Annotated in this window: 25 protein-coding genes, 1 tRNA gene and 1 other RNA gene; 15 read left to right on the forward strand and 12 right to left on the reverse strand. The window is 54.0% G+C overall.

Going from position 1 to position 25,905, the window contains the following annotated elements:
* Window position 1: 1 nt before the first annotated feature.
* Window positions 2-1,825 carry a DNA mismatch repair endonuclease MutL gene (gene mutL, locus DK507_RS14930; protein WP_109357114.1) on the reverse strand — a complete coding sequence of 608 codons (1,824 nt, stop codon included), beginning with the start codon at window positions 1,823-1,825 and terminating at the stop codon, window positions 2-4.
* Between the two features lie 175 nt (window positions 1,826-2,000).
* Here mutL and DK507_RS14935 point away from each other — a divergent pair, with 175 nt between their 5' ends.
* The 6 genes from DK507_RS14935 to DK507_RS14960 all read left to right on the forward strand — a co-directional run bounded on the left by DK507_RS14935 (window position 2,001) and on the right by DK507_RS14960 (window position 7,738).
* On the forward strand, window positions 2,001-3,041 hold the full coding sequence (locus DK507_RS14935; protein ID WP_109357115.1) for a rod shape-determining protein: 1,041 nt from the start codon (window positions 2,001-2,003) through the stop codon (window positions 3,039-3,041).
* Between the two features lie 44 nt (window positions 3,042-3,085).
* Window positions 3,086-3,994 carry a rod shape-determining protein MreC gene (gene mreC, locus DK507_RS14940; RefSeq protein WP_109357116.1) on the forward strand — a complete coding sequence of 303 codons (909 nt, stop codon included), beginning with the start codon at window positions 3,086-3,088 and terminating at the stop codon, window positions 3,992-3,994.
* Entirely contained in the window at window positions 3,994-4,509 is a 516-nt protein-coding gene (mreD, locus tag DK507_RS14945; RefSeq protein ID WP_254054403.1) for a rod shape-determining protein MreD, read from the forward strand. Before mreC ends, mreD begins: the two co-directional genes overlap by 1 nt.
* A complete protein-coding gene (mrdA, locus tag DK507_RS14950; RefSeq protein WP_109357117.1) occupies window positions 4,506-6,476 on the forward strand; it encodes a penicillin-binding protein 2 in 1,971 nt (656 codons plus the stop codon). Before mreD ends, mrdA begins: the two co-directional genes overlap by 4 nt.
* A 3-nt stretch (window positions 6,477-6,479) precedes the next feature.
* Window positions 6,480-7,592: a rod shape-determining protein RodA gene (gene rodA / locus DK507_RS14955; protein WP_109357118.1), complete on the forward strand. Its 1,113-nt coding sequence runs from the start codon at window positions 6,480-6,482 to the stop codon at window positions 7,590-7,592.
* A 70-nt stretch (window positions 7,593-7,662) separates the two neighbouring features.
* Window positions 7,663-7,738: transfer RNA gene (locus DK507_RS14960), tRNA-Lys, on the forward strand.
* A gap of 270 nt (window positions 7,739-8,008) precedes the next feature.
* Here the strand turns inward: DK507_RS14960 and DK507_RS14965 are convergent.
* The 9 genes from DK507_RS14965 to DK507_RS15005 form a co-directional block, all read right to left on the reverse strand.
* Window positions 8,009-8,284, reverse strand: a complete 276-nt coding sequence (locus DK507_RS14965; RefSeq protein WP_074205352.1) for an HU family DNA-binding protein — start codon at window positions 8,282-8,284, stop codon at window positions 8,009-8,011.
* A gap of 250 nt (window positions 8,285-8,534) precedes the next feature.
* Window positions 8,535-10,970, reverse strand: coding sequence for an endopeptidase La (gene lon, locus DK507_RS14970; protein WP_109357119.1), 2,436 nt, complete (start codon window positions 10,968-10,970; stop codon window positions 8,535-8,537).
* Window positions 10,971-11,090: 120 nt separating this feature from the next.
* Window positions 11,091-11,426: a YbaB/EbfC family nucleoid-associated protein gene (locus DK507_RS14975; protein WP_108810230.1), complete on the reverse strand. Its 336-nt coding sequence runs from the start codon at window positions 11,424-11,426 to the stop codon at window positions 11,091-11,093.
* Window positions 11,423-13,237, reverse strand: a complete 1,815-nt coding sequence (locus DK507_RS14980; RefSeq protein ID WP_109357120.1) for a DNA polymerase III subunit gamma/tau — start codon at window positions 13,235-13,237, stop codon at window positions 11,423-11,425. The genes DK507_RS14975 and DK507_RS14980 overlap by 4 nt, the downstream gene beginning before the upstream one ends.
* Window positions 13,238-13,314: 77 nt before the next feature.
* An RNA gene (ffs, locus tag DK507_RS14985) (signal recognition particle sRNA small type) lies at window positions 13,315-13,409 on the reverse strand.
* 46 nt (window positions 13,410-13,455) lie between these two features.
* The gene (bla, locus tag DK507_RS14990; protein WP_109357121.1) at window positions 13,456-14,385 is read right to left on the reverse strand and encodes a class A beta-lactamase; all 930 of its coding nucleotides are present in this window, start codon (window positions 14,383-14,385) and stop codon (window positions 13,456-13,458) included.
* A gap of 5 nt (window positions 14,386-14,390) precedes the next feature.
* Window positions 14,391-14,732: a 2Fe-2S iron-sulfur cluster-binding protein gene (locus DK507_RS14995; protein ID WP_109357122.1), complete on the reverse strand. Its 342-nt coding sequence runs from the start codon at window positions 14,730-14,732 to the stop codon at window positions 14,391-14,393.
* A complete protein-coding gene (locus DK507_RS15000; protein WP_109357123.1) occupies window positions 14,729-15,844 on the reverse strand; it encodes a cysteine desulfurase family protein in 1,116 nt (371 codons plus the stop codon). The genes DK507_RS14995 and DK507_RS15000 overlap by 4 nt, the downstream gene beginning before the upstream one ends.
* 4 nt (window positions 15,845-15,848) lie before the next feature.
* Window positions 15,849-16,922 carry a cysteine desulfurase family protein gene (locus DK507_RS15005; protein WP_109357124.1) on the reverse strand — a complete coding sequence of 358 codons (1,074 nt, stop codon included), beginning with the start codon at window positions 16,920-16,922 and terminating at the stop codon, window positions 15,849-15,851.
* Window positions 16,923-17,068: 146 nt separating this feature from the next.
* On the opposite strand from DK507_RS15005, the gene DK507_RS15010 reads away from it, so the two are divergent.
* A complete protein-coding gene (locus DK507_RS15010; RefSeq protein ID WP_109357125.1) occupies window positions 17,069-17,725 on the forward strand; it encodes an alpha/beta hydrolase in 657 nt (218 codons plus the stop codon).
* Between the two features lie 4 nt (window positions 17,726-17,729).
* Here the strand turns inward: DK507_RS15010 and DK507_RS15015 are convergent, their stop codons facing one another.
* On the reverse strand, window positions 17,730-17,942 hold the full coding sequence (locus DK507_RS15015) for a hypothetical protein (RefSeq protein ID WP_109357126.1): 213 nt from the start codon (window positions 17,940-17,942) through the stop codon (window positions 17,730-17,732).
* Between the two features lie 171 nt (window positions 17,943-18,113).
* On the opposite strand from DK507_RS15015, the gene DK507_RS15020 reads away from it, so the two are divergent.
* Window positions 18,114-18,866, forward strand: a complete 753-nt coding sequence (locus tag DK507_RS15020) for a hypothetical protein (protein ID WP_162559071.1) — start codon at window positions 18,114-18,116, stop codon at window positions 18,864-18,866.
* A gap of 16 nt (window positions 18,867-18,882) precedes the next feature.
* On the opposite strand, the gene DK507_RS15025 is transcribed toward DK507_RS15020, so the two are convergent.
* Window positions 18,883-20,490 carry a phosphoenolpyruvate carboxykinase gene (locus DK507_RS15025; RefSeq protein ID WP_109357128.1) on the reverse strand — a complete coding sequence of 536 codons (1,608 nt, stop codon included), beginning with the start codon at window positions 20,488-20,490 and terminating at the stop codon, window positions 18,883-18,885.
* A 279-nt stretch (window positions 20,491-20,769) separates the two neighbouring features.
* Between DK507_RS15025 and DK507_RS15030 the strand changes: the two genes are divergently transcribed.
* Genes DK507_RS15030 through DK507_RS15060 form a run of 7 tightly spaced genes read left to right on the forward strand, consistent with a single transcriptional unit; the run spans window position 20,770 to window position 25,901 of the window.
* Complete coding sequence (locus DK507_RS15030) at window positions 20,770-21,474, forward strand: response regulator transcription factor (protein ID WP_109357129.1); 705 nt, start codon at window positions 20,770-20,772, stop codon at window positions 21,472-21,474.
* Window positions 21,428-23,035 carry an ATP-binding protein gene (locus tag DK507_RS15035; RefSeq protein ID WP_254054404.1) on the forward strand — a complete coding sequence of 536 codons (1,608 nt, stop codon included), beginning with the start codon at window positions 21,428-21,430 and terminating at the stop codon, window positions 23,033-23,035. The genes DK507_RS15030 and DK507_RS15035 overlap by 47 nt, the downstream gene beginning before the upstream one ends.
* Window positions 23,032-23,466, forward strand: a complete 435-nt coding sequence (locus DK507_RS15040) for an HPr kinase/phosphorylase (protein WP_109357131.1) — start codon at window positions 23,032-23,034, stop codon at window positions 23,464-23,466. Before DK507_RS15035 ends, DK507_RS15040 begins: the two co-directional genes overlap by 4 nt.
* Window positions 23,463-24,398, forward strand: coding sequence for an RNase adapter RapZ (gene rapZ, locus DK507_RS15045; protein ID WP_109357132.1), 936 nt, complete (start codon window positions 23,463-23,465; stop codon window positions 24,396-24,398). The genes DK507_RS15040 and rapZ overlap by 4 nt, the downstream gene beginning before the upstream one ends.
* 5 nt (window positions 24,399-24,403) lie before the next feature.
* Window positions 24,404-24,808, forward strand: a complete 405-nt coding sequence (locus DK507_RS15050) for a PTS sugar transporter subunit IIA (RefSeq protein WP_109357133.1) — start codon at window positions 24,404-24,406, stop codon at window positions 24,806-24,808.
* Window positions 24,805-25,083 (forward strand): HPr family phosphocarrier protein, encoded by a 279-nt coding sequence (locus tag DK507_RS15055; RefSeq protein WP_109357134.1) that lies wholly within the window; start codon window positions 24,805-24,807, stop codon window positions 25,081-25,083. Before DK507_RS15050 ends, DK507_RS15055 begins: the two co-directional genes overlap by 4 nt.
* 5 nt (window positions 25,084-25,088) lie before the next feature.
* Window positions 25,089-25,901: an RNA methyltransferase gene (locus DK507_RS15060; protein WP_109357135.1), complete on the forward strand. Its 813-nt coding sequence runs from the start codon at window positions 25,089-25,091 to the stop codon at window positions 25,899-25,901.
* Window positions 25,902-25,905: the final 4 nt, after the last annotated feature.

The raw sequence follows: 25,905 nt of genomic DNA on the forward strand, positions 1-25,905 counted from the left end.
GTTACTTTCTTCCAAAGAGTTTTTCAATATCCCCATGCGCCAATTTGACCCAGGTGGGGCGGCCATGGTTGCACTGGCCGGAATGCGGGGTCACTTCCATTTCACGTAAAAGCGCGTTCATCTCAGCAACATTGAGAACCCGCCCGGCCCTTACCGAACCATGACAGGCCATGGTCGACGCCACATGATCGATCCGTTCCTTGAGTGACAAGGCCTCCTCATAGGCGCCAAGCTCGTCGGCCAGGTCGGTGATCAGGCCTTTGACATCACCGGAACCCAGCATCGCCGGTGTAGCCCGCACCAGCATGGCAGAGGGACCGAACCGCTCCAGATCCAGTCCGAATTCGGATAGTTCGGCCATGCGTGCCTCCAGTCGATCGCAGGCATTTTCGTCCAATTCCACGACCTCGGCCATCAACAAGGCCTGGGAAGCAACAGTGCCGCCGTCTACGGCCTTGCGCATGCGTTCGAGCACCAGACGTTCATGGGCAGCATGTTGATCGACAATGACCAGTCCGTCTTCTGCTTCGGCAACGATATAGGTTTTTGCTACCTGCCCGCGAGCTATGCCGAGTGGATGGCTAACCGCTTCAGGAACTGGTTCGGCTGCTTCTTCAGCGCGCCCCATAAGGGGAGCCAGTTCATCGCTGCTTAATCCACTGAAGGCGCTGACATTGTCTTGCACACCGCCAGTGGTTGCTGATGGATAAGGCTGTGACTGGAAGTTTGCCCTGCCCCCGACCGGTCCTTGCGCGGTAAAAATGCTGGTTTGCGGATCCGGCGCCTGTGGTTCGGTCTGCCAGTTGGCCAGAGCGGACTCCGCCGGACGCTGGACCGCGCGAAAACCGCCTTCATCCAGGGCGCGTCGCAAGCCGCTGACAATCATGCCGCGGATCATTGCCGGCTCGCGGAAACGAACCTCGGTTTTGGCCGGATGCACATTCACATCGACAAGCTCCGGCGGCATATCAATAAACAGCGCCACAACAGGATGACGATCCCGCGCCAGCATTTCCGCATAAGCCCCACGCACCGCGCCAACCAATAGCCGGTCTTTGACGGGTCTGCCGTTGACGAACAGAAACTGATGATCGGCCACACCGCGGTTATAGGTCGGCAAGCCTGCGACACCGGACAGGCGAACCTCTTCGCGCACCAGATCGACCGCGACGCTATTGGCGCGCAATTCCTTGTTGGTCAGTGCTGCCACCCGGTCCGGGCCACTTTCACCGCCCTGCACTGCAATCGCCTTGCGATTTTCATGGGTCAGCGTGAACCCGATATCCGGGCGCGCCATGGCAAGACGACGCACCACATCCACGCAAGCGGCATATTCGCTGCGCGGCGTGCGCAGGAATTTCCGCCTGGCGGGGACCTTGGCGAAAAGCTGTTCCACTCGCACTTTCGTGCCGGGCGGGATCGCTGCTGGCCCGTCGCTCTCAACCTCTCCGTGATTCACAATTCGAGTCCAGCCATCTTGGCCTTCCACCCGGCTTTCGATGGTCAGTCGTGCAACACTCGCAATGGAGGGCAGCGCTTCACCCCGAAAGCCCAATGTAGCGACCATCTCAATCGCTTCATCCGGTAACTTGGACGTCGCATGACGCTCTAGGGCCAAAGCAATGTCGTCGCGAGTCATGCCGCAGCCATTGTCGGCCACCTCGATCAGATCGAGACCGCCCTGTTCGAGGCGGATATTGATCTGGCTGGATCCGGCATCAATGGCGTTTTCGACCAGCTCTTTCAGCGCACTGGCTGGACGCTCGACAACTTCACCGGCTGCGATCCGGTTGATCAGGCTATTTGGGAGTCTTCTTATTGACATATCGCCATTCCTAGCCCAAGCGATCATGCCAAGCGACCCTTGATTGTGACTTAGTTTCTCGGGGGGATTTGCTGGACGATCCGAATGCTTAGCTTCATCCCCCGTTCAGCCAAAATGTCGCTATGGTTTTAGAAAACAGCGTTCGCTGTAAATATAAGAAAACACGGGACAAAACATGGTATTTGGTAATCTGTTCAAGTTCAGGTCTCAGGACATGGCAATCGATCTGGGAACAGCCAACACGGTTGTTTACGTACGCGGTCAGGGAATCGTTCTCAACGAACCATCGGTTGTTGCCATCGAAACGACCAATGGTATCAAAAAAGTCAAAGCGGTAGGCAATGATGCCAAGATGATGATGGGCAAAACGCCCGACAGTATCGAAGCGATTCGTCCGCTGCGTGATGGCGTCATCGCCGACATTGATGTGGCCGAGCAGATGATCAAACACTTCATTCAGAAAGTGAACGGCAAGAGCAAACTGTTCAGCTATCCGGAAATCGTGATCTGTGTGCCATCAGGTTCCACCTCGGTTGAACGCCGCGCCATTCGCGATGCCGCTTCCAATGCCGGAGCCAGTCAGGTGTTCCTGATCGAAGAGCCAATGGCCGCGGCCATTGGCGCCGACATGCCCGTCACTGAACCCATTGGTTCCATGGTGGTTGACGTAGGTGGCGGCACAACGGAAGTTGCTGTCCTTTCCCTTCGCGGGTTGGCTTACACGACATCGGTACGCACCGGCGGCGACAAAATGGATGAGGCGATCGTCTCTTACGTGCGCCGTCATCACAATCTGCTAATTGGCGAAACCACCGCTGAGCGGATCAAGAAAGACTTCGGCGTCGCGCAGGCACCCGCTGATGGCGTAGGCCACACAATCCACATCAAAGGCCGTGACCTTGTAAACGGTGTCCCTAAAGAGATCTCGATCAATCAGGGGCAGATTGCAGAAGCGCTGAGTGAGCCAATTGGCACCATTATCGAAGGCGTACGGATTGCTCTTGAGAATACGGCGCCGGAACTGGCAGCCGACATTGTTGATCAGGGCATTGTTCTGACCGGCGGCGGCGCATTGATCTCAGGCCTGGATGAAGCACTTAGCGATGAAACCGGATTGCCGGTTACGGTTGCCGAGGATCCGCTTGCCTGTGTTGCGATTGGAACAGGCCGGGCCATGGAAGACGATATGTTCCGCGGCGTGCTCACAACGGCTTGATAAATGATTTGACCAGAATGAAGAAAGCGGGAGGATAAGCAAGCATGGCGCCGCCACGAAACCGGCGCCCAGGATTTTCCAAGCGGGCGCAATATAGCATATTCGCCAGCTACTTACTGGGCATATTGGGAGCTGTTGTCGGTCTCCTGCTGCTGCTTATCTCTATTTTCGATCCTCAAGGCTTTGCTGTGCTGCGAACCATCGGCGCAGAAGCAACTGCACCGGTTAGCAGAACCCTGGCTGAAGTCGGCGGAGCGACTGGCAATGCCGGCGACAATATTTCCGCCTACTTCAACGCGGCTTCCAAAAATGCCGCCATGGAACGTGAGCTGAGAAGCAACCGCATCGAGATTTTGGAAGCGCGCGCGCTGAAACAAGAGAATGAACGGCTGAAACGGCTACTCGATCTCGACAAGGAGGTGCCCGATGCAATCGGTATGGCGCGTCTGATCAGTTCGACATCATCCAGTTCGCGGCGTATGGCGACACTTGGATTGGGCACCACTGATGGTATTTTGATCGGGCAGCCCGTGCGTGCGCCAGAAGGGCTTGTCGGACGGGTACTGGAAGCCGGACCGACAACTGCTCGGATTTTACTGGTTTCCGACAGCCAGAATGTGATGCCCGTCAAACGCGCTAGTGACGAACTGCCTGCTTTTGCGACCGGTCGGGCTGATGGAACCGTCGACGTGCGGCCGATTAACCTGGGTACCAATCCATTTAAGGGCGGTGACTTGCTGATTACATCGGGCAGCGGCGGCCTGTATGCGCCGGGCATCCCGGTGGCGGTTGTGATCCGTAAGACAGATACCGGCGCCATCGCCCGCATATTGGCCAACGCCGCAAAAGTCAGTCACGTCATCGTTCAGCCAATGTTTCAGGCAGAAACCGTTGCCGCGATCGAGCAGGAAGCAATCGGCCGCGATGATGCTGAAACGGAAGGCGGCGAATAGTGGCAAGACCCTATCGCTCCCGCATCAATCGGCAACCATCGCAGTTTCGCATCAAATTCATCCCGTCGATCACCGTCATATTCGGTTCAATGATCACGGCCCTGCCGCTGATCACCGACTATCCAATCCTTCCGCCAATCGGCCTTCTGGTGCTGCTCTCGTGGCGTTTGATCCGCCCGGGCTACTGGCCAGTATGGGCTGGTTTCCCTCTCGGCATGGTTGATGACTTGTTCAGTGGGCAACCCTTTGGTAGCGCGGCCTTTTTATGGTCACTGGTTTTTCTGGCTCTGGAAACGCTCGACCGGCGCGGCGTTGGCAGGGATTATTGGCAGGATTGGCTTATAGCCTCCCTTTCGATAATTTTTGTGCTAATATGCGGCATGCTGATCATCGACTTTCAGAGCAACTTGCTGCGCCTCGATATATTGGTGCCACAGATCCTGTTGTCGATCCTGCTCTACCCCTTTGTAACCCGCTTGATCGGAACAATTGACAATTGGCGGGTATCGATATGAGTATCGGCGGGGGCAAAACCATTAGCGGCGCGGTTCAGGCGCTGACTTTTTCCCGCCGCGCAACAGTGATCGGTGGATTGCAAGCCGGCATCGGCGTCCTGCTCGCCGGACGCATGGCCTATATTTCGGTGGCGGAAAATGAACGCTATCAACTCCTGTCCGAGAGTAATCGGGTCAATCTGACGCTGGTGCCGCCGCGGCGCGGATGGCTGATTGATCGCAACGGTAAACCGATTGCCAACAACAAGACGGATTTCCGCGTTGACCTCATTCCTGACCGGATGCGCGACAAAGACAAAACTGTTGCGACACTGGCCCAACTCCTGTCGCTGGATCAGGAGGAAATCGACCGGATCAACAAGGAATTGACACAGGCCAGCAGTTTCCAGCCTGTTCAGGTTGCAACTGGCCTGGATTGGGAAAATTTTGCTGCTGTCAGCGTCCGCCTGCCCGATTTGCCCGGCGTATCCCCGCGACAGGGTTTTTCCCGCTTTTATCCAACCGGAGCAGCTGTTGGCCATCTCGTGGGTTATGTCGGTATTGCTTCTGCCGAAGAATATAAAGAAAACCCCGACCCGATACTGGTCACGCCAGGATATAAAATCGGTAAGGACGGCCTGGAAAAAACCTTTGAGGACCGCCTGCAAGGCAAACCTGGGGCGAAGCGCGTTGAGGTGACAGCGCGCGGCAAAATAGTACGTGAACTCGATAGCCGACCCGATACACCGGGCAAAGCCTTGCAACTGACCCTCGACATTGATTTACAGGAATATGCTGCTCGCCGACTGGGCCCTGAATCCGGTTCGGTGGTGGTTATGGATTGCGAGACCGGTGATATTTTGACGATGACGTCCATGCCGTCTTTCGATCCGAACAGCTTCTCGGACGGGATCGGGCAAACCGAATATGGCATGTTACGCGACGACGATCATGTTCCCCTGCGTGACAAATCGTTAAAGGGTCTGTTTCCGCCTGGTTCGACAATCAAGCCGATGGTGTCGCTTGCTTTACTGCGGGCCGGTATTGATCCTGAAGAAACCGTGAGCTGCCCCGGTGGATTGCGGGTAGGCAATCGCTTCTTCAATTGTCACAGCACCCATGGCAGCGTGAACATGAAGCGGGCGAACGCTCAAAGCTGTGATACCTATTTCTACAAAATGGCCTTGCGCATCGGATATGACGCGATCGCGCTGATGGCGCGGGAGCTTGGATTGGGCGCCAAATATGATCTGCCGGTCGCCTCGCAAAGCTATGGTACGGTTCCAGACACACAATGGATCAAGAAGCGCCACGAACGCGAATGGGCCAATTTTGATACGGTGAACAGCGCCATCGGACAGGGTTTTTTCCTGTCCAATCCGCTGCAGCTTTGTGTGATGACCGCTCGCATGGCATCTGGAAGGAAACTGGAAGCCAGACTGCTGTCTGAGGAAAAACGGACCTCCGCTCCGCCGCTGGACATTTCACCTGAACATCTGTCCTATGTGCGCGAGGCGATGAGCGAAGTGGTGAATGGTGTGGGCACAGCAAGACGCGCACGACTGCCGATCGAAGATATCAAACTGGGCGGTAAAACCGGCACGGCCCAAGTCGTCAGCCTGAAATATGGTCGAGGAGGGCGCGATGTGCCCTGGAAATTCCGCGACCATGGACTGTTTGTTTGCTTCGCACCTGTCGATAACCCGCGCTATGCCGCCTCTGTTGTGATTCAACATGGAGGCGGGTCATCATCCGCATATCCGGTTGCGCGGGATGTCCTGACATTTCTCTATGATCGCGAGCAGGCCATGGAAAAACTGCTGGCCATGGAGGAAAGCTGGGGCGGAACCATATCCGAACGCATGGATCGCCAGCTCGCCGCTTATCGCGCGCAGAAGGAGCTGGAAAAAGCAATAGCCGAAGGGCGCGTCCCACCACCTCAAGCCGAGACAGATGGCGAGGGTCCTGCTGCCGAAGTGGGGCAATAGGCATTGAACGATTTTATTCCTGCGCCCATTGCGCAACTTCCCTGGAAAACAATATTATTGTTGCTTGTCATGGCGAGCTTCGGCTTTGTCGTGCTCTATTCAGCAGCCGGAGGAAGCCTGACACCCTGGGCCGGTCTGCATATGGCACGATTTCTGGTGTTTCTAGGCATGGCGATAGTCTTCTCCCGGTTGAAGGAGAATTTCTGGAAAACAATTGCATTCCCCGTTTATATTACCGTTGTCATCATGCTTCTCGGCGTGGAACTGATGGGCGCGGTTCGCGGTGGTAGCCAAAGATGGCTGAGCCTTGGTTTCATCCGCATTCAACCTTCAGAACTGATGAAACCGGCAATCATTCTCGCGGTCGCCCGTTTTTATGATTTATTGCCGGCAGGTCAAATCAGAACGTGGGCGGCAATCTGGCCGTTATTGGTGCTGCTCGCATTTCCGTGCGCGTTGATCCTGCTGCAACCCGATCTTGGTACGACAATCACTGTTGTGGCCGGAGCCATGACCGTCGCCTTCCTTGCCGGATTGCCGATGCGGCTGTTTGTCGGTGGAGCGGCAGCGGTTGCCGTCATCGCCCCCCTTGCCTATTTCTTCGCGCTTGAAGAATATCAACAACGCCGCGTGACCACGTTCCTCAATCCCGAAAATGATCCCTTGGGCGCAGGCTATCACATCAGCCAGTCCAAAATCGCCATCGGGTCCGGCGGAATTTTTGGCAAAGGCTTCCTCAATGGCACACAAAGCCACCTCGATTACCTCCCCGAAGGGCACACGGACTTTGTCTTTGCAACAATGGCGGAGGAATGGGGTCTGATGGGCGGCGTTGCGGTCCTGACCGGTTTTTTCCTGCTATTCCGGTGGGGCTTGGGTGTTGCAATGAAGGCCAAGACCCGTTTCTCCCAACTTTTGGCGGCCGGTCTGTCGACCACGATATTCTTCTACGTCGCAATCAACCTGATGATGGTTATGGGCCTAGCGCCGGTGGTGGGTATTCCCCTGCCCTTCCTCAGTCACGGCGGATCATCGATGATGACGATCATGATCTGTATCGGGATATTAATGTCCATAGACCGCCATCCGGGCCGCCGCAGCGGAACATTCGGATAAAGTCAAGATAGCCCATCAGACGGTTGTTCTTCGCAAGATGAGACCTATATGACATGCATATCGAAAATAGGGACGCTTAGCTCAGTTGGTAGAGCAGCTGACTCTTAATCAGCGGGTCACAGGTTCGAACCCTGTAGCGTCTACCATTTTTGCGGATTCAAAAATAATGCGAGGCATTGTTTTCCGCCAAAAATCCCGAGCGGAAGCGAAGGGTGACCTGATGCACGAGCAACGGTTGTCATGATGTGTGTAGCTCTCACAGATCTCAAGTAGACTTAAAGCAACTTACCGAGACGCATCTTTCCACCAGCACAATCCAAAACCCATGAAAAAAGGCGGGCTCCTTTGGAACCCGCCTGAATTTTTCAAACAAAGCGCGAAAAAAGGGGAAGTGCCCAGGCACTTCCCCAATTTATTTATTTGTTAACGGCGTCCTTCAAGCCCTTGCCGGCTTTGAATTTTGCTTGTGTAGATGCAGGAATCTGCATTGGCTCACCCGTGCGTGGGTTACGGCCTGTAGAAGCTTTACGCTTTGATGTAGAAAATGTTCCAAAACCGACGAGACGGACTTCATTGCCGCTCTTCAGTGAACCTGTGATAGAATCGAAAACTGCGTCAACGGCTTTGCCGGCATCGCTTTTGCTGAGACCACTGTGATCTGCTACGCTACTGATAAGATCCTGTTTATTCATAATGGGTATCCCCCCTTCTCTAAAAGCAATTCTTGATTGAATCGCGACTTTGTCTGGGGTCAGTAACAACAAGAAGCCCCCTTGAGTCAAAGGAAAACCGCCGATTTTTGGGTCAAAGATGTAATATTTATGTCAAATCGTTAAAATTGGTCCAATTTCGGACATTTTCGGCCAGTTTCTGGCGCGAACCGCAGGCAAACAGCCGCAAAGCTGGCAGCGATCACCCATAGCGACTCGCGTAAAGCTACCGTTAGTGGCGTGCCGTTGACCCGGCATCATCGGTGACTGGAGCCGTTGCATGGCTCGCCAACTCATCCGCATCACTCCACTCGATCGGTTCTACTTTTTCGGCCAGAGCCTGGGCGAGAACTTCATCGGCATGCTTGACCGGAATAATCTTCAGCGAAGACGTAATATTGTCGGGAATCTCGACCAGATCTTTCTCATTTTCCGCCGGGATCAAAACTGTCGTTATACCGCCCCGCAATGCCGCGAGCAGCTTTTCTTTCAAACCACCGATAGGCAATACACGGCCGCGCAAGGTGACTTCGCCCGTCATGGCTACATCGCGCCGCACCGGAATACCGGTCAGCGTGGAAACAATTGCAGTCACAATGCCAACACCGGCTGACGGACCGTCTTTCGGCACGGCCCCTTCGGGCAAGTGGATATGAATGTCCTTGCGGCTGAAAATACTGGGCTTGATGCCATAAGATGGCGCACGGGCCTTTACGAAGGACAAGGCGGCCTGAACGGACTCCGTCATCACCTCTCCCAGCTTGCCGGTCGTCTTGATCTGGCCCTTGCCAGAGACGGTTACGGATTCGATTGTCAGCAGCTCGCCGCCGACTTCTGTCCACGCAAGACCGGTTACGGCACCCACCTGGTTTTCTTCCTCGCCGACGCCGTGGCGATATTTGCGAACACCGGCATATTCAGACAGCGTCTCCGGCGTAATTTCAACGCTCTTATACTCGCCTTCCAGTATCCGGCGCAGCGCTTTGCGTGCCAGTTTTGCAATCTCGCGTTCCAGGGTCCGTACACCGGCTTCTCGGGTATAATAACGGATAAGATCACGCAACGCGTCATCCTGCAGCGAAAATTCGCCTTTTTTCAAGCCATGTGCATCGACTTGCTTTTCAATCAGGTGGCGTTTTGCAATTTCAACCTTTTCGTCTTCGGTATAGCCTTCGAGCCGGATGATCTCCATGCGGTCGAGCAGCGGCTGCGGCAAATTCAGAGAATTGGCAGTTGTGACGAACATGATGTCCGACAGATCAATATCTATTTCGAGATAATGGTCTTGAAACTTGTCATTTTGCTCAGGATCCAGAACTTCGAGTAGTGCAGAGGCAGGGTCGCCGCGGAAATCCTGACCAAGCTTGTCTATCTCATCAAGCAGGAACAGCGGATTGGACGTACCCGCCTTTTTCAGATTGGACACGATCTTACCGGGCAGCGAACCGATATAGGTCCGACGGTGCCCACGAATTTCAGCTTCATCACGCACTCCACCCAGGGACTGGCGAACAAATTCACGGCCTGTCGCGCGCGCAATCGAACGACCAAGCGATGTTTTACCGACGCCTGGAGGACCGACGAGGCAGAGAATCGGCCCCTTAAGTTTGTTGGTCCGCGCCTGTACGGCGAGATACTCCACGATCCGCTCCTTCACTTTTTCCAGTGCAAAGTGATCGTCATCAAGAATTTTCTCAGCCTGTTTAATGTCTTTCTTCAGACGGGACTTCTTGCCCCATGGCAGGCCCAGCAGCACATCAAGATAGTTGCGGACAACCGTCGCTTCCGCAGACATGGGCTGCATGCCTTTAAGCTTTTTATATTCAGCGTTGGCTTTGGTCTTGGCTTCCTTGGAGAGCTTCATCTCTTCGATTTTTTTACCCAGCGCCGACATTTCATCGCCTTCGCCGTCTTCGCCATCACCCAGCTCGCGCTGGATAGCCTTCATCTGTTCATTCAGATAATATTCGCGCTGGGTTTTCTCCATCTGGCGTTTCACGCGGCCGCGAATTTTCTTTTCGACCTGAAGAACCCCAAGTTCGCCTTCCATGAAAGCAAAAGCCATTTCCAGACGCTTGACCGGATCACTCTCGATGAGCAGGCTCTGTTTGTCGGCCACTTTGACGTTTATATTGGCGGCGACCGCATCGGCCAGACGCGATGCTTCGTCAATCTCGCCAAGCTGAACCACAGTTTCGGCTGGCATTTTTTTGTTAAGTTTGGAATAATTCTCAAATTGTTCAATGACAGAGCGCATCAACGCCGCTGATTCCGGGCCTTCCACGGACTGCTCGTCGATCAAATCCACTTGCGCCAGCACGAAGCCATCATCTTTCTCTTCCAGCGAAACATGCTTCGCTCGCTGCTTGCCTTCAACCAGCACCCGGACGGTACCATCTGGCAGCTTCAAAAGCTGAAGCACCGTCGCCACAACACCAAGATCATAAAGTTGATCGCGGGCCGGATCATCTTCCGCCGGATCCAGCTGTGCTACCAGGAAAATTTCCTTGTCGCTATCCATGGCCTTTTCCAGAGCCACGACCGACTTGTCACGGCCCACAAAAAGCGGGACGATCATATTGGGGAACACCACAATATCGCGCAGCGGCAACAAAGGCAGCGCCTTGGCTTCGGGATTATTGGCAGATGTGGATTCGGACTGGGACATTTATACTCCAAACTATGGCGCGAGATTCGGTACTGACTGCGCGCCTGTCAGCCTATATGGGGCGCACTCAGATGACTTCAACCACTATAAAACCATCAGAGCAGGAAAGCGGCAATACCGCTAAAAGGGAAGCTTAAAGCCCGCCGGCAGGCCCATACCGCCTGTCATTTTGCCCATTTCCTCGTTGCTGACGGCATCTGCCTTGTCACGTGCATCGTTAAACGCGGCAGCGACCAAGTCTTCCAAAATACCTTTTTCTTCTGCCTTCATAAGGCTTTCATCGATGCTGACCCCAAGTATCCGGCCTTTGGCAGTTGCTTTGACGGATACCAATCCGCCACCGGATTTCCCCTCTACCTCGATACTGTCGAGCTTGGACTGGGCTTCCTCCATCTGTGTTTGCACGGTTTGCGCGGCCTCCTGTGCCGCTTTGATCATTTCTTCCATAGATTTCATGCTTGTGAACTCCTTGATTCAGGCCGGGACTCAGCCGGGGCCTGCACTGTTTCATTTTCCAGTAATTCCGCGTCAGGAAAAGCCTCAAAGGCAGCTTTTACCAGCGGTGTATCCAATATAGCCTGTGTCGCGGCATCCTGATCAAGCTGAGCTTGTTCGGAAATGCTGGGCTTTGCTTCGCCCTGCCCTTCTTTTATGGTCCACACGCTACCTGTTGCCTCTTTCAGCGCGTCCGTGATCTTTTTCACGTCAGATACTGCAATCGGCCGCGCAGATTGATATTCAATGACCGGCGCTGAAAAGCTGATAATACGCATATCAGCTATTAATATGCTTTCCAATATCGGTGAAACGCCGCCGATAATATCGATCACACCCTGAAAATCCTGTGGCTGAAAATCCCGTGGCAGGTTATTTTCAGGGACCTGCTGTTCGGCTTGATGGTTTTCCGGCGGTTGAGGCTCGACATGTTCCGGTTCCGTGATCTGGGCAGGAATATCAGACACCGGTGCCGGCGGCGCCTCGTGAACAGGTGCCGCACTGCGTTCCGGAGCGACTTCACCGGCAGTTGGAGCCGCAGGGGCAGCACCTTGCGACAACATTTTCGCCAGTTCACCCGGGTCCGGCATATCGGCTGCGCAAAGCACTCGCAAAAGCGCCATATCACAAGCTTCGCGCGGCATATGTGCTTGCTGAACTTCTTCATAACCTTTCAAAAGAAGCTGCCATAACCTATGGAGAACTGGAAAAGATAATTGCTCCGACCAAGCGCCCAGTTGCGTTTTGGCTTCGTCTGACAAAGTCGGATCATTGGCGCGCCCGACTTTGTACAAAGTCACCTGATGGCAAAGCGACAACAGTCCATTCATCAGCGAAAGAGGCTCTACACCCACGCGATATTGTGCATCAATCGCATCGAGCAAAGCCTGAGAATCTGCCTCAAGAAGCAGTCCGAACAACCGGCGCACGGCGCTGCGATCAGACAGTCCCAGCATTTCCCGGATCTGCGACGCCTTGACGTCACCGCCCTCCTCCATGTCGGCATGAGCAATCGCCTGATCGAGGATGGAAAGGCCATCGCGAACCGACCCTTCGGCGGCCTGGGCAATGAGGTCGAGCGCTTCCTGCTCTGCCTGTACGTTTTCTTTTTCGACGATATGCGCAAAATGTGCCGACAATTGCTCCGCTTTGATCCGTTTCAAGTCAAAGCGCTGACAACGGGATAGTACCGTAATCGGTACTTTATTCACTTCGGTCGTCGCAAATATGAATTTCACATGGGCCGGCGGTTCTTCCAGCGTTTTCAAAAGCGCGTTAAACGCGTTTTTCGACAGCATGTGGACTTCGTCGATAATATAGATCTTGTAGCGCGCAGAAACCGAAGAATAGCGCACAGCCTCAATGATTTCGCGGACATCATCCACTCCGGTATGGCTGGCGGCGTCCATTTCGATAACATCGATAAAACTGCCCTCGGCAATGGAGCGGCATGGCTCGCATTTCCCGCAAGGATCAATCGTTGGACCACCCTGCCCGTCTTCACCAACGCAGTTCAGCGCCTTTGCAATCAGCCGGGCGGTCGATGTCTTGCCTACACCGCGCACGCCTGTCATCAAAAACGCATGGGCCAGGCGATCACGCTTGATCGCGTTGCCCAGCGTCTGGACCATGGCATCCTGTCCGATAAGCTCGGCAAAGCTGGACGGCCGGTATTTGCGCGCCAACACGCGGTATGGCTGTGCAGCAGCAGGGGCCGGGTCGATGGGCGCTTCCACGCCGCCAGCGGCAAATATGTCGGGTGAATCGGACATCGGCAGAGTTTAGGCGCAAGCCGTCAGCTTGTCGAAGCTTAAACAGCGATTGGTCACAAAAGCCTGTGTATATTTTGTGAGTAGGAGCCGGGCGACCCGCAGAAAAATCGTTACGGCTGCTTCCTTCCGGATCTGACCGGGTTGGCGAACACTACGTCCACCCGACTCCCGCTGCGCATATGGCGAGCTTTGTCAGCGGATTCAAGTCAGTTTTGCGATTATGATCGATTCAGACGCGGTGCTATCCAGGCTGCAATTTTCGCAACTTCGGCAATCGTCCGATCGACTATTGCTGCCGACGCAGTCGGTCGATCAGTGTAAACCGTCAAAAATCGCGGTTCATCGCCTTCATAGCCTGCAAATGATGGCCAGAATATCGCGACATCATTATAGGCCAGTCCACCTCCTGCCGTTCCCGTCTTGTTGCCTACCGGCCAACCATAGGGCAAGCCGAGGCGAATGCGACCAAGGCCGGTCTTACTCGACGCCATTGCGTCATATACGATGCTCCAGTTTGTCAATCTAGACTTCCCACTCATCATGCCGTGCATCAACTTCGCAAAAGCTATCGGACTGGTGGTATCGCGTGGATCGCCAACTTTGTTTTCATTGAGAAACGGTTCAATGCGATCAAGACGGGTGATCACATCCCCACGGCGGCGGACAAAATCCGTAAAGGCTTCCGGGCCACCAATAGCTTTCAATATCAAATTTGCCGCAGCGTTATCACTCGATTTGACCGTCGCTTTGGCTAATTGCTCCAGCGTCACCATTTTCTTTGCCGCTATCTGTTCTTCGACAAACGGCGCATAAGGGACCAGATCATTCTCCGTCACCGCGAAGCTTTTCTTCACATCAACCCGCCCTTTGTCAGCGGCGTCAAACAGCGCAAATGCAAGAGGCGCTTTGAAGGTCGAACACATCGCAAAGCGTTCATCACCCCGATGATCCAAAGCAATGTCTCCCTTAGCGTCGGTCAAGGCCACACCGAGACGGCCACCGATACGTTTTTCGAGCTTTGCCAGCTCCCGTCTTGCCGCTGCGTCTTGATATTTGAACACTGCAGGCTCTTGTGCAGATAAAGCAAAGGGCGAAGCCGCACTGACAGTCAACAGCGACGAACCTGTAACAAAGCTCCGGCGATTCATAACGGTCACACTCCTTGCATGTTGCGGCTCTCCGCAGGGATCCGCACCGTCAGGCCATCAAGATCGGGGGTTAAGGTGATCTGACAGGCCAGACGGCTCGTGCGCCGGGCACCTGCGGCAAGGTCGAGCATATCCTCTTCCATCTCCGTGGCTTCAGGCAACTTGCCGAAATCGTCAGCATCCACAATCACGTGGCAAGTGGAACAGGCCATTTGCCCTTCGCAGGTGCCTTCTAGAGGTTGATCATGAATCTGCGCAACTGTCAGCAGATCATCGCCTTCGGATGCATTTGCGGTCACTGTCTGTTCGCCATCAGCACTGACGAAATTCACTTTAATGTCACTCATATATGCTGTGTCTCAACCGCCCCGTTTATTATTTTCGATGCTATCTCAATATCTTCCAAACTGTTGTAACGGCCAAATCCCACACGAATGGAGGATTTGATTTGCGCTGGCTCAAGGCCCAATGCCGCAAGCACATGGCTTGGACGACCGGAGCCACTAGCGCAGGCTGATCCTGCTGAAAAAGCGACGCCCCGGACATCCGACATCAGGCGAGCCACATCAACGCCGTCGCGGCGGATATTGAGATTTCCCAAGTAGCGTTGATCCATTGCGCCGTTGATCTCCCAGTCTGAAAAACAGGATCGGGCTTTATTGGCCATTGCCTGAATATGAGCTGCATCAACATCATGCTGTTCTGCACACAGCACTGCCGCTTGTCCGAACCCGGCGCATAATGCTGGTGATAGCGTTCCAGACCGGATGCCTTGTTCCTGTCCGCCGCCTTGGATCATGGGCGGCAGATCAATCCCCTCACGCACCCACAATGCGCCAATACCTTTGGGGCCATATATTTTATGCGCCGATATTGCTGCCATATCGACATTGTCCGGGATAGGCACCCGCCCATAGGCTTGAACGACATCGCATAACATCAACGCACCATGCTCGTGTGCCAGATTGGTGATGGCTTCAACCGGCTGAATAACGCCAATCTCGTTATTCACCAGCATCGCGGCGACAAGTGCGGTCTTTTCGTCAATCGACCCGCCCAACTCTTCCAATGACACAATGCCGTCAGGGCCTATCGGATGCCTTTCGACCATGAAGCCATGCTCTTTGTAGGACAGCGCAGTATCACGAACCGCTGCATGCTCGCTGTCGAGAACGATAATTTTGTCGCGTCCGGCGGCTTTCAGGGCATGAGCAGCCCCAAAACCCAGGTTGATGGCTTCCGTCGCACTGCCAGCGAAAAATAGCTTCCCGTTACTCGGCAAAAGGCTGGTCACCTGATCTCGCGCAACCTCTACAGCGGCCGCAGCTTTACGGCCCAATAAATGCGCGCTGTGCGGATTACCGAAATTGTCGCGCAGCCAGGGAACCATGGCGTCAAACACTTCCGGTGCGAGCGGCGTTGTCGCCTGATTATCGAGATAGATCGGATCTTTGGCCATCGGATCAGCTCTTGGGTGCCGCGCTGAAGATGGATTTCCACTGTTCGATAAAGTCATAGATTTCCGCGCGGGTCGTATCGCGGCCGACGCTCACGCGGATAACTTCCCGGGCGGTTCCTTCATCAATGCCCATGGCTTCGAGCACATGACTGGGTTTCAGCGTGCCAGAGGAGCAAGCGCTACCTGCGGATACCGAAAAACCGGCCATATCAAATTTGATCAGCTGTGTGTTTGCCGCCACTCCGGGCATTTGATAGCTGCCGATGGTGGCAATTCTTGGTGCATTCTCTGCGACAACGGCCCCGCCCTCTGTTTTTATCGCATTATCCAAATGCGCGCGCAATTCCGTTGCTCGCCCCGCCCAATTGGCCGGTGCCTCCAGAGCGGCGACCATCGCCATTATGTAAGGCAGGTTCTGGGTACCGGAACGATAACCCTGTTCCTGACCGCCATAAGCATGGAGCAATTTCAGATCCTTGATGAGCAGCGCCCCGACACCGGGAGGGCCACCAAATTTGTGACCGGCAATGATAATCATGTCAGCATCGGGAAGCGGCATTTTGCCGGCTGATTGCGAGCAGTCCGCCAGCAGAATCGCATCGCGGTCCCGCGTTACCTTCGCTAGCGCTTCCATATCCTGCATCACGCCGGTTTCGTTATTCACTGACTGCACAACAACCAGCGCCTGCTCTTTCTCCGCCTTCAGCAGATGATTAAGCCGCATCGGCACCACGAGACCGTTGAGATCAACCGGTATACTGTCCGCGCCTTCGGCAAAACGTAAAACCACATCATGCTCAATCGGCGATACCAATTGCCGCACGGGTTTGGTCTGTTTCAATGCCATGGCAATCGCTTCGCTGGCGCCGCTGGTGAAGATGACCTCTCCATCCCAGTCCAGCGCAGCCTTGAATCGCTTGCGCGCATTTTCCAGCATTGCGCCGGCACCGCGCCCGTCTGCATGGGGCGAAGACGGGTTGGCCCAATGCGCAAACCCTTCCAGACAGGCCTGCCGGGCGACGTCCAGCATGGGCGTTGTCGCGGCATAGTCCAGATAGATGCGTTTCTGCTCAGACATTTTGCTAGGCTAAACCCTTTGACAATTACGGGATTGAGTTGCGGATTATTTCACTCTCTCTATATAGACGCTTCATTCAGCGCAAAAGCTAATCTGCCTTTTGACGCCATTCAAAATTTAATCTTGACCAAAGAATTGAAAAAGCCATGCCTGACGTAATTTTTACCGGACCCGAAGGTCGCCTCGAAGGCCGTTTTAGCCCAGGACCGCGCGACCGCGCACCGGTCGCGATGATCCTTCACCCCCACCCGCAGGCGGGCGGCACGATGAATGATCGGATCACGCAGGCCATGTACAAGACATTTGTGAACCGCGGTTTTGCTACATTGCGGTTCAACTTCCGCGGGGTTGGCCGGTCACAGGGCACATTTGACAATGGCATTGGCGAGCTTTCCGATGCCGCTTCGGCATTGGACTGGGTCCAGAGCATCCATCCTGAAGCGCAAACGACCTGGATTGCCGGCTATAGCTTCGGTGCCTGGATTGGCATGCAGCTTTTGATGCGGCGCCCGGAAGTCCGCGGCTTCATCTCCGTATCTCCGCCGGCCAACATGTATGATTTCAACTTCCTCGCCCCCTGCCCATCTTCCGGGATCATCATTCAGGGCGTGAACGACGAAGTTGTTACGCCAAGCGCGGTGCAAAAGCTGGTCGATAAACTTCGCACGCAAAAACATATCACCATCCATCACGATGAAATTCCACGTGCAAACCATTTTTATGAAAATGAAATGGAATTGCTCATGGGTTCAGTCGACAACTATCTCGACATGCGTCTGGCGCCAGATTCGCCGATCAAATAAGCTGTTAGTTGGGGCGATCCGGTATCGCACTGCCGCTTTGGCTATCCGAACCTGGGGTCGGTACTGTCCAGATTGCCACGTTGGCAAACATGACCGCAGATGCAATCAGCATCAAAATGCCCTGTTTCCTGTTCTTGCCGGTGCGTATCAAATACACACCGCCAGCCAGCAATCCGGCGCCCGCCAGCATCAAGACAGACAATATCCAATCAGCCAATAGTCCGCTCCTTTGCAAAAACACTGCAGTTATAATGAACTGATTTCAAGCCATGATCACGGTCCATCCGATATGGATGAAGTTCGACAAGATGGATGATTATGCTATGGACAAGTTTAACAAAGAACATAAAAAGAACATATCTGGGACTACAACAGACAAGGACCAAGGGTGCAAAGCGATCTCCCACTATTGATTATGGCGGATATTCCCCCGACATTCCGTCTGGCGGACCTCTCGGTTTCCGGTCAGATGTCAGAGTGTATCAGCCTTACACCCTCGCAATATCAAAGTCGCGACCGGTTGGAAGTAATGACGGGCGGCATGGGTTTTGAGCTGATTCACTACAGTGCCGAAGAGATTAGTCAAAACCTGTCAATTGCCGATCTGGATCATATTTTCTGTAAAGCTCCGGAAAAAAAAATGGCAGGCATCGGCATTAAACCAGGCAAACACATCGGAGCGGCAAAGCATAGCGATACTGTTAACCGCGCCTTGTTGAAACTGGCTCGATATGTTGGCCAATCAGTCAACGCGCGCACCATTGTCTGGCGGCCGGCTGGATTGCATGTCGGATTTGATTATTTTGTTGGGTCGACCGATCATTACATCTCCGGCGGTCCATTTCCGGTGCTTTCCCAAATCGCCATATCGGAAACCGCAAAGGGCGAATTCGAGACATCCGGCCTGTCCTATTTTTCCGGACAAGAAATAAGGATCACCAGTCCGGACGGCTATGAACCAAATGAAGTGGTCAAACGACTGGTCAGGATCGCCCACGATATTGCCACGAACGGCAAAATCGAAAAGAAAATCGAGACAGACGGCTTTGTTCGGGGAGAGAAACTCCTGATAACACCCGAAACCGACCGCTCAATGGTTGAAGTTGCAATTGTCGCGGACAAATCGCAACAATTGCACTAATCAAACATACTACGACTTAGGCGGGTTCTGATGCCGCGGTTGGAGCGGCTTCCCGAACATTCTGGTCAACATGTTCGGCAAATTGCTCAAAATTGTCGATGAACAGTTTTACCAGCTTATGGGCGGTTTCATCATAAGCCGCCTTGTCTGACCAGGTCGAACGCGGGTCAAGGATCGCGCTGTCAACACCGGGAACTGATACCGGTACTTCAAAACCGAAATTGTCATCAATCCGGAAATCGCCATCATTCAGGCTGCCGTCCAGGGCCGCATTTAGCAACGCTCGAGTTGCCTTGATTGGCATCCGGTTGCCCTCGCCATATTTACCGCCGGTCCAACCGGTATTCACCAACCAGCACCGCACGCCGCCTTTGGCGATACGTTCTTTCAAAAGATTGCCGTAGACGGATGGATGACGCGGCATGAATGGCGCACCAAAACAGGTTGAGAAAGTCGCTTCCGGTTCGGTCACGCCGATTTCCGTGCCCGCCACCTTGGCAGTATAGCCGGACAGGAAGTGATACATGGCCTGCTCTGGCGTCAACCTCGAAATCGGAGGCAAAATACCAAATGCGTCAGCGGTCAGCATGATGATGTTCTTGGGAACCGGACCCATATTCTTTTCGGACGTGTTGGGAATATAATCGATCGGATAAGCACCGCGAGTGTTTTCAGCCTTGCTGTTATCGTCAAAATCAAGTTCCCGGGTTTCCGGATCCATCACCACATTTTCCAGCACCGTACCGAAACGGCGGGTAGTCGCGTAAATTTCGGGCTCGGCTTCTTCCGACAAGCGGATCATCTTGGCATAGCAACCGCCTTCAAAGTTGAAGACAGCGGTATCAGACCAGCCATGCTCGTCATCGCCTATCAGGGTACGGCTCGCATCAGCAGACAGGGTCGTCTTGCCGGTACCGGACAAGCCAAAGAAAATCGCCGTATCGCCTTCCGGCCCCATATTCGCCGAACAGTGCATCGGCATGACCGAATCGAGTGGCAGAAGATAGTTGAGCAAACCGAATACCGATTTTTTCATCTCGCCAGCATATGCGGTACCACCGATCAGAATCAGTTTTTCGGTGAGGTTCACCGCGATAACTGTCTCGCTGCGTGTGCCATGCCGCTCCGGATCAGCCTTGAAACTCGGTAAATCGATAATCGTATATTCCGGAGCGAAACCGGGTAGCTCGTCAGCCGTCGGCCGAACCAGCATCGTACGAATAAACAGGTTATGCCAGGCAAGCTCGTTGATCACGCGGACATTGACCCGGTGCTCCGGCTGCGAACCACCGAACAAATCCTGAACAAACAACGTCTCTTTGTCCGCAACAGCTTTAAGGAAATCTTCCTTAAGTGCTGCAAAATGCTCCGGTGTCATGCTGACATTGGTCTTGCCCCACCAAACGCTATCTTCCGTCTCGCCATCGCGAACGATGAATTTATCGTTGGCCGAGCGACCGGTATGTTTTCCAGTTTCGACAACTAACGGCCCGTCTTTCGCGAGATGCCCTTCACCCCGAGAAACTGCGGCTTCAACCAAAGCAGGCGCGCCGAGATTCCAGTGCTGCTCTGCGGCTGTGGCAAAGCCTTGATCATTTAAAGTTACGGACGACACTTTTGGCACGGTTATTCCCCTATGACTTGAACTAGGAATGGGCGGTTGCCGGATTCGGCAGGTTTGGTGAGGCGCTTAACTCACCAAAACGAGTCGGTCAAATTACCTAAGTGATAATACAATACCATCATATCAGCATAAGTTGAAACCGTGCCGAAAGATAAATAAGGTCACTCCCGGCTGACCGCCATTCCGGCAGATGCATGCTTGTACAGGCGAAGCGCTTCAACTAGGTCAAATATCAACATAAAGTTGAAGTTTAGAGATAGTCACAGGATAACCCATTTGATGGCCGCCAATATCGCCCTTGTTGATGATGATCGGAACATATTGACCTCTGTATCCATAGCGATGCAGGCGGAAGGCTTTGTGACACGGGTCTATTCCGATAGTGAGGTTGCCCTGCAGGCGATACTGGACAACCCGCCGGATCTGGGCATTTTTGATATAAAAATGCCAAAGATGGATGGCCTTGAGCTGCTGCGCCGGGTTCGTGAAAAAAGCAATTTGCCGGTCATTTTCCTGACCTCAAAGGACGAGGAACTGGATGAAGCCCTTGGCCTGGCCATGGGTGCGGACGATTATATCAAGAAACCATTTTCACAACGGCTGCTGATTGCCCGGGTGAAATCAATTCTGCGTCGGGCTGAACTGGTTAAATTATCGGATGAAGAAGCCGATACCGAGGGATTGGAACCCCTTGTCCGCGGCGGTCTGGAAATGGACCCGGCTCGACACCTCGTCAAATGGAATGGCAACAACGTTACACTCACTGTAACAGAATTCATGATATTGGAAACGCTGGCCAACCGGCCCGGCGTCGTAAAAAGTCGCAATCAGTTGATGGACGCCGCCTATCAGGATGATGTCTATGTGGACGACCGCACCATAGACAGTCATATAAAACGCCTGCGCCGCAAATTCCGCGAAGTTGACTCGGAATTTGATGCCATCGACACGCTCTATGGAGCCGGTTATCGCTACAACGAATAAGTCTGCAGCCAGTGTCGATGACCCTGAGCTTTCCCTGCGATGGTCTGCGCGGCTGTCGCTGACCACTCGTATATTGGCGGTCAATATCCTCGCTATCGCTTTGCTCGCCGGCAGCCTTTTCTATCTTGATAACTATCGGGATGAACTGACCGACGAACGGCTCAGTCAGGCTCGCTTGCAGACCCAGATCATCAGTGATGCCCTGAACCTCCAGACGCCTGAAAACCGGCAAGACCTTATCACCGAATTTGCGACACATCTGGAGAGCCGCTTGCGCCTTTATGACGAAAGCGGCGCAAAAATAGTCGATAGTTTCGAGTTGGCGGACCCCACCTACCAATTCAGGGATCCGGAAACAGAGCCCTGGCAGAAAGATGTAGCCCGGGCGTTGGATCAATCGATAGAGTTGATTGTCCTCAGCAAACCGATCACTGCATTCACAGAGCCCGATGATGATATCGGATCGTCCTGGCCGGAGATTGAGCTTCTGTCGGAGGAACAGCAACCCAATAGCGCCGTTCGCTACGCACCCGATCGCACTCCTGTGATCATCGCAGCAGCCCGCTTGCCAAGCAGCAATGAAGTTCTTCTGCTGACCAGTAACGCACGGGACATCACCCGGATCGTGCGGGCAGAACGAGCCAATGTCGTGCTGGTGATTTTCCTGACCGCGATTGTTTCAGTATTGTTGTCGCTTTTCCTTGCCCGGACAATCGTCCGACCGATCAGAAAATTGGCCCGCGCCGCCATTCGTGTCCGGCTGGGCCGAGAGCCTGAAATCACCGTTCCCCGTATGCCTGGCAGACGCGATGAAATTGGTCAGCTGGCCCGTGCACTAGCCGACATGAGCGGTGCCTTGCGCTATCGCATCGACGCGACCGAAGCGTTCGCAGCGGATGTCAGTCATGAAATAAAAAATCCACTCGCTTCTCTGCGCTCTGCATTGGAAGGACTGGACCGGGTCGATGACCCCGATCTCAGGCGTCAGCTTCTGGATGTCGCCAATGACGATGTGCGCAGGATTGACCGGTTGATCAACGATATTTCCGAAGCATCCCGCGTCGATGCGCAGCTCGCCCGCGCAAAATTTGAGCGGGTCGATATCGGCAAAATGCTTGATCAGCTGCTGGCCGCCCGTGAGCAGCGCGATACCAATAAAAACATCAAAATCGCCTTTGCCCGCCCGGGCCGCGGCGTCGCCACAGTCATGGGGGATGACGATCGGCTGGAGCGTGTTTTCAGCAACATTCTTGACAATGCCGTGTCCTTTTCGCCGGCGGACGGGCTAATCGAGATTCTCGCTACGCCGGACGCAGACGAAGTTGTGATTCAAGTATCGGACCAGGGCCCTGGTATAGCTTTGGAGCTGCGGCAGAATATCTTCAACCGCTTTCACTCTGACCGACCGGCAGAGGAAGCATTTGGCAAGCATAGCGGACTCGGTCTCGCCATCGCCAAAACGATAATTGAAGGACATGAAGGCACTGTCCGGGCCATTGATCGACCAGATGGTCAGCAAGGTGCCTGCTTTGAAATCCGATTGCCCAAGGCAGCCGAATGACCAAAGAAACGCATCATGCCAGTTGTATCGCTATCGATGGCGCAGGTGTGATGATCACCGGCTCTTCGGGATCAGGAAAATCGGATCTTGCCTTGCGGTTGATTGATCGTGGTGCTCTCCTGATCAGCGACGACTATGTTGACCTTTCGCTGGATCATGACCAGATATTGTTGACGGCCCCTGCCAAGATAGCTGGAAAAATTGAAATCCGGTCATTGGGTATTTTTGACTATGCCCATGTGTCGGACATTCCGCTAATGCTGCAAGTACATCTAAGACCACAACCCGATCGCTTTCCCCTGGATAGCCAGACAGAGACAATCATGACCATCGCCATTCCCACAATCAGCATAAATCCTTTGGAGGCAAGTGCGCCGATCAAGGTGGAAATCGCTCTCAAGCGGCTGTTGCAAGGGGCCAGCGGCACATGACAACGGCAGATACCAAGCATGTCCTGCTGATCACGGGCCTGTCTGGCGCCGGCAAGACGACAGCGCTCAAAACACTGGAGGATATCGGCTGGGAAACCGTTGATAATTTCCCGATCCGGTTGCTCGAAGGCTTGCTAAAGACGCCGCCATCCAGCTCGCGCGGTGACAAGGACCCGCCACTCGCACTCGGTTTTGACAGTCGAACCCGCGGCTTTGACCCTGAAAATCTTATCAAGCGCATCAAAAAACTGCAGGAGAATGAAAATTACCATATCTCCACGCTCTATCTGGATTGTGCCGGCAGCGAGCTGGAGCGCCGCTATGGGGAGACCAGGCGGCGACACCCCCTCGCTCTCGATCGTCCCGCGAAAGACGGAATTGCTCTGGAACGCAGCCAGTTTGAACCGATCAGGCGCTGGGCAGATCATATCATCGACAGCAGTGATTTGTCCGCCAATGACCTGCAGGGCCGGATTCGCGAAGAATTCAGTTTGCAGGACACCGATATCACAACCGTGACGATCACCAGCTTTGGCTTTTCACGCGGCCTTCCCAATAATATCGACCTGCTTTTCGATGTACGTTTTCTATCCAATCCCTTTTGGGATGCGGATTTAAAGTTGATGACCGGGCTCGACGCGCCAGTCGCAGACTATATTGCCAAAGACCCAGCTTATGCCGAAGCACTGGAAAAATTTGAAGAAATGCTGAAGTTTCTGCTTCCCAAATATGTCAAGGCGGGCAAGGCCTATGTTAATATCGGAATAGGCTGCACCGGCGGGCGTCACAGATCGGTACATATTGCCGAAGTGCTCAGCAAAAACTTGCATGCCGCCGGATTTTCGCCCACTGTCCTCCATCGCAATCTGGCATCACGGCCAATGGAAGCGCTCGAAGCCATGCAGGATCTGAACGGAAATAAGGGTATTTAATCGCAATGATCGGTTTGGTTCTTGTTACCCATGGCCGTTTGGCTGACGAATTTATCACCGCGATGGAACATGTGGTTGGCCCGCAAAAAGCGATCCTGCCCGTTTGCATCGGCCCGCATGATGACATGGAAGAGCGGCGTCAGGAAATTGCCGATTCCATCGAAAAGGTCCAGAATGGAAAAGGCGTCATCATTCTCACCGATTTATTTGGCGGAACACCCTCCAATCTCGCCATTTCACTGATGGACAAGGGCAAGGTTGAGGTTATCGCCGGGGTCAACCTGCCCATGCTCATCCGCCTGGATGGCGCGCGCAAGTGCATGGACGTTGGAGACGCCGTTACGGCCGCCAGGGAAGCCGGTCAAAAATATATCAGTGTCGCTTCGGAAATTCTTGGAAGCGACGCGTGAGCGAATATCGCCGTACCGTTGCCATCACCAATAATCGCGGACTCCATGCCAGAGCCAGTGCAAAATTTGTGACCTATGTCAGCAAACTGCCAGAAGGCCTGACGGTCAAGGTTGGCAAAGACGGCACCGAAGTAACCGGAACATCGATCATGGGCCTGATGATGCTGGGTGCCGCCAAAGGAGACAGCGTCGAAATTATCGTCGCCGGTGATCAGGCCGAAAGCGCGCTGGATAAACTGGCCGGGCTAGTCGTTGATGGCTTTGGCGAGGATTAAGGTCCATGCCAACCCCTGAACGCCGCCAGATTACCGGCTTTTCCAATCCGACGATCAAGCGTCTCAAAAGCTTGCGCGAGAAGAAGCATCGCAAGCGCGAAGGTCATTTTCTTGCGGAAGGATTACGCATCCTGACCGAAGCCTTGGAGGCCGGTAAAACCCCTAAATTACTGGTGGTTGTCGAGGATAGCGAGCTACACCCGCTGGCACGGAAAATCGAACAGGCGACCTTCGATAGTGGCGGTGAAGTCATTGAAACCAGCGAGGCGATCATTGCCAAGCTGTCCGGCAAATCCAATCCGCAATCGATTATCGGCATTTACGAAGACCACCCTACCCCGCTGAGTGACCTTGATCGTGGTGATTCCGGTATCTGGCTCGTGGCCCAAGCGCTGCGCGATCCTGGCAATCTGGGGACAATATTACGCACCGGCGATGCTGTGGGCGCTGGTGGATTGATATTGATCGATGACTGTGTCGATCCCTTCTCGGTTGAGGCGGTGCGGGCCAGCATGGGTGCAATATTTACCCAGAAAATATCGCAGGCGCCATGGGAGGAGTTTGTCGCATGGCTGCGCGCCGGTGAAGGTCAGCTGGTCGGAACCAGCCTTAACACCGACAAAGACTATCAATCGGTGCGGTATAAAGCCCCTACATTTCTGCTGATTGGCAACGAAGCACAGGGTTTGCCAGACGAGTATGAAGGCGCTTGCGATACGCTGGTAAAAATGCCGATGATGGGCAAGGCCGACAGCCTCAACGCGGCGGTTGCCAGCGCTGTGATGGCCTATGAAGTGCTTAACCAACGGCGTAAATAATCGC

Source organism: Sphingorhabdus sp. EL138 (genome assembly GCF_900258045.1).
Lineage (GTDB): Bacteria > Pseudomonadota > Alphaproteobacteria > Sphingomonadales > Sphingomonadaceae > Parasphingorhabdus.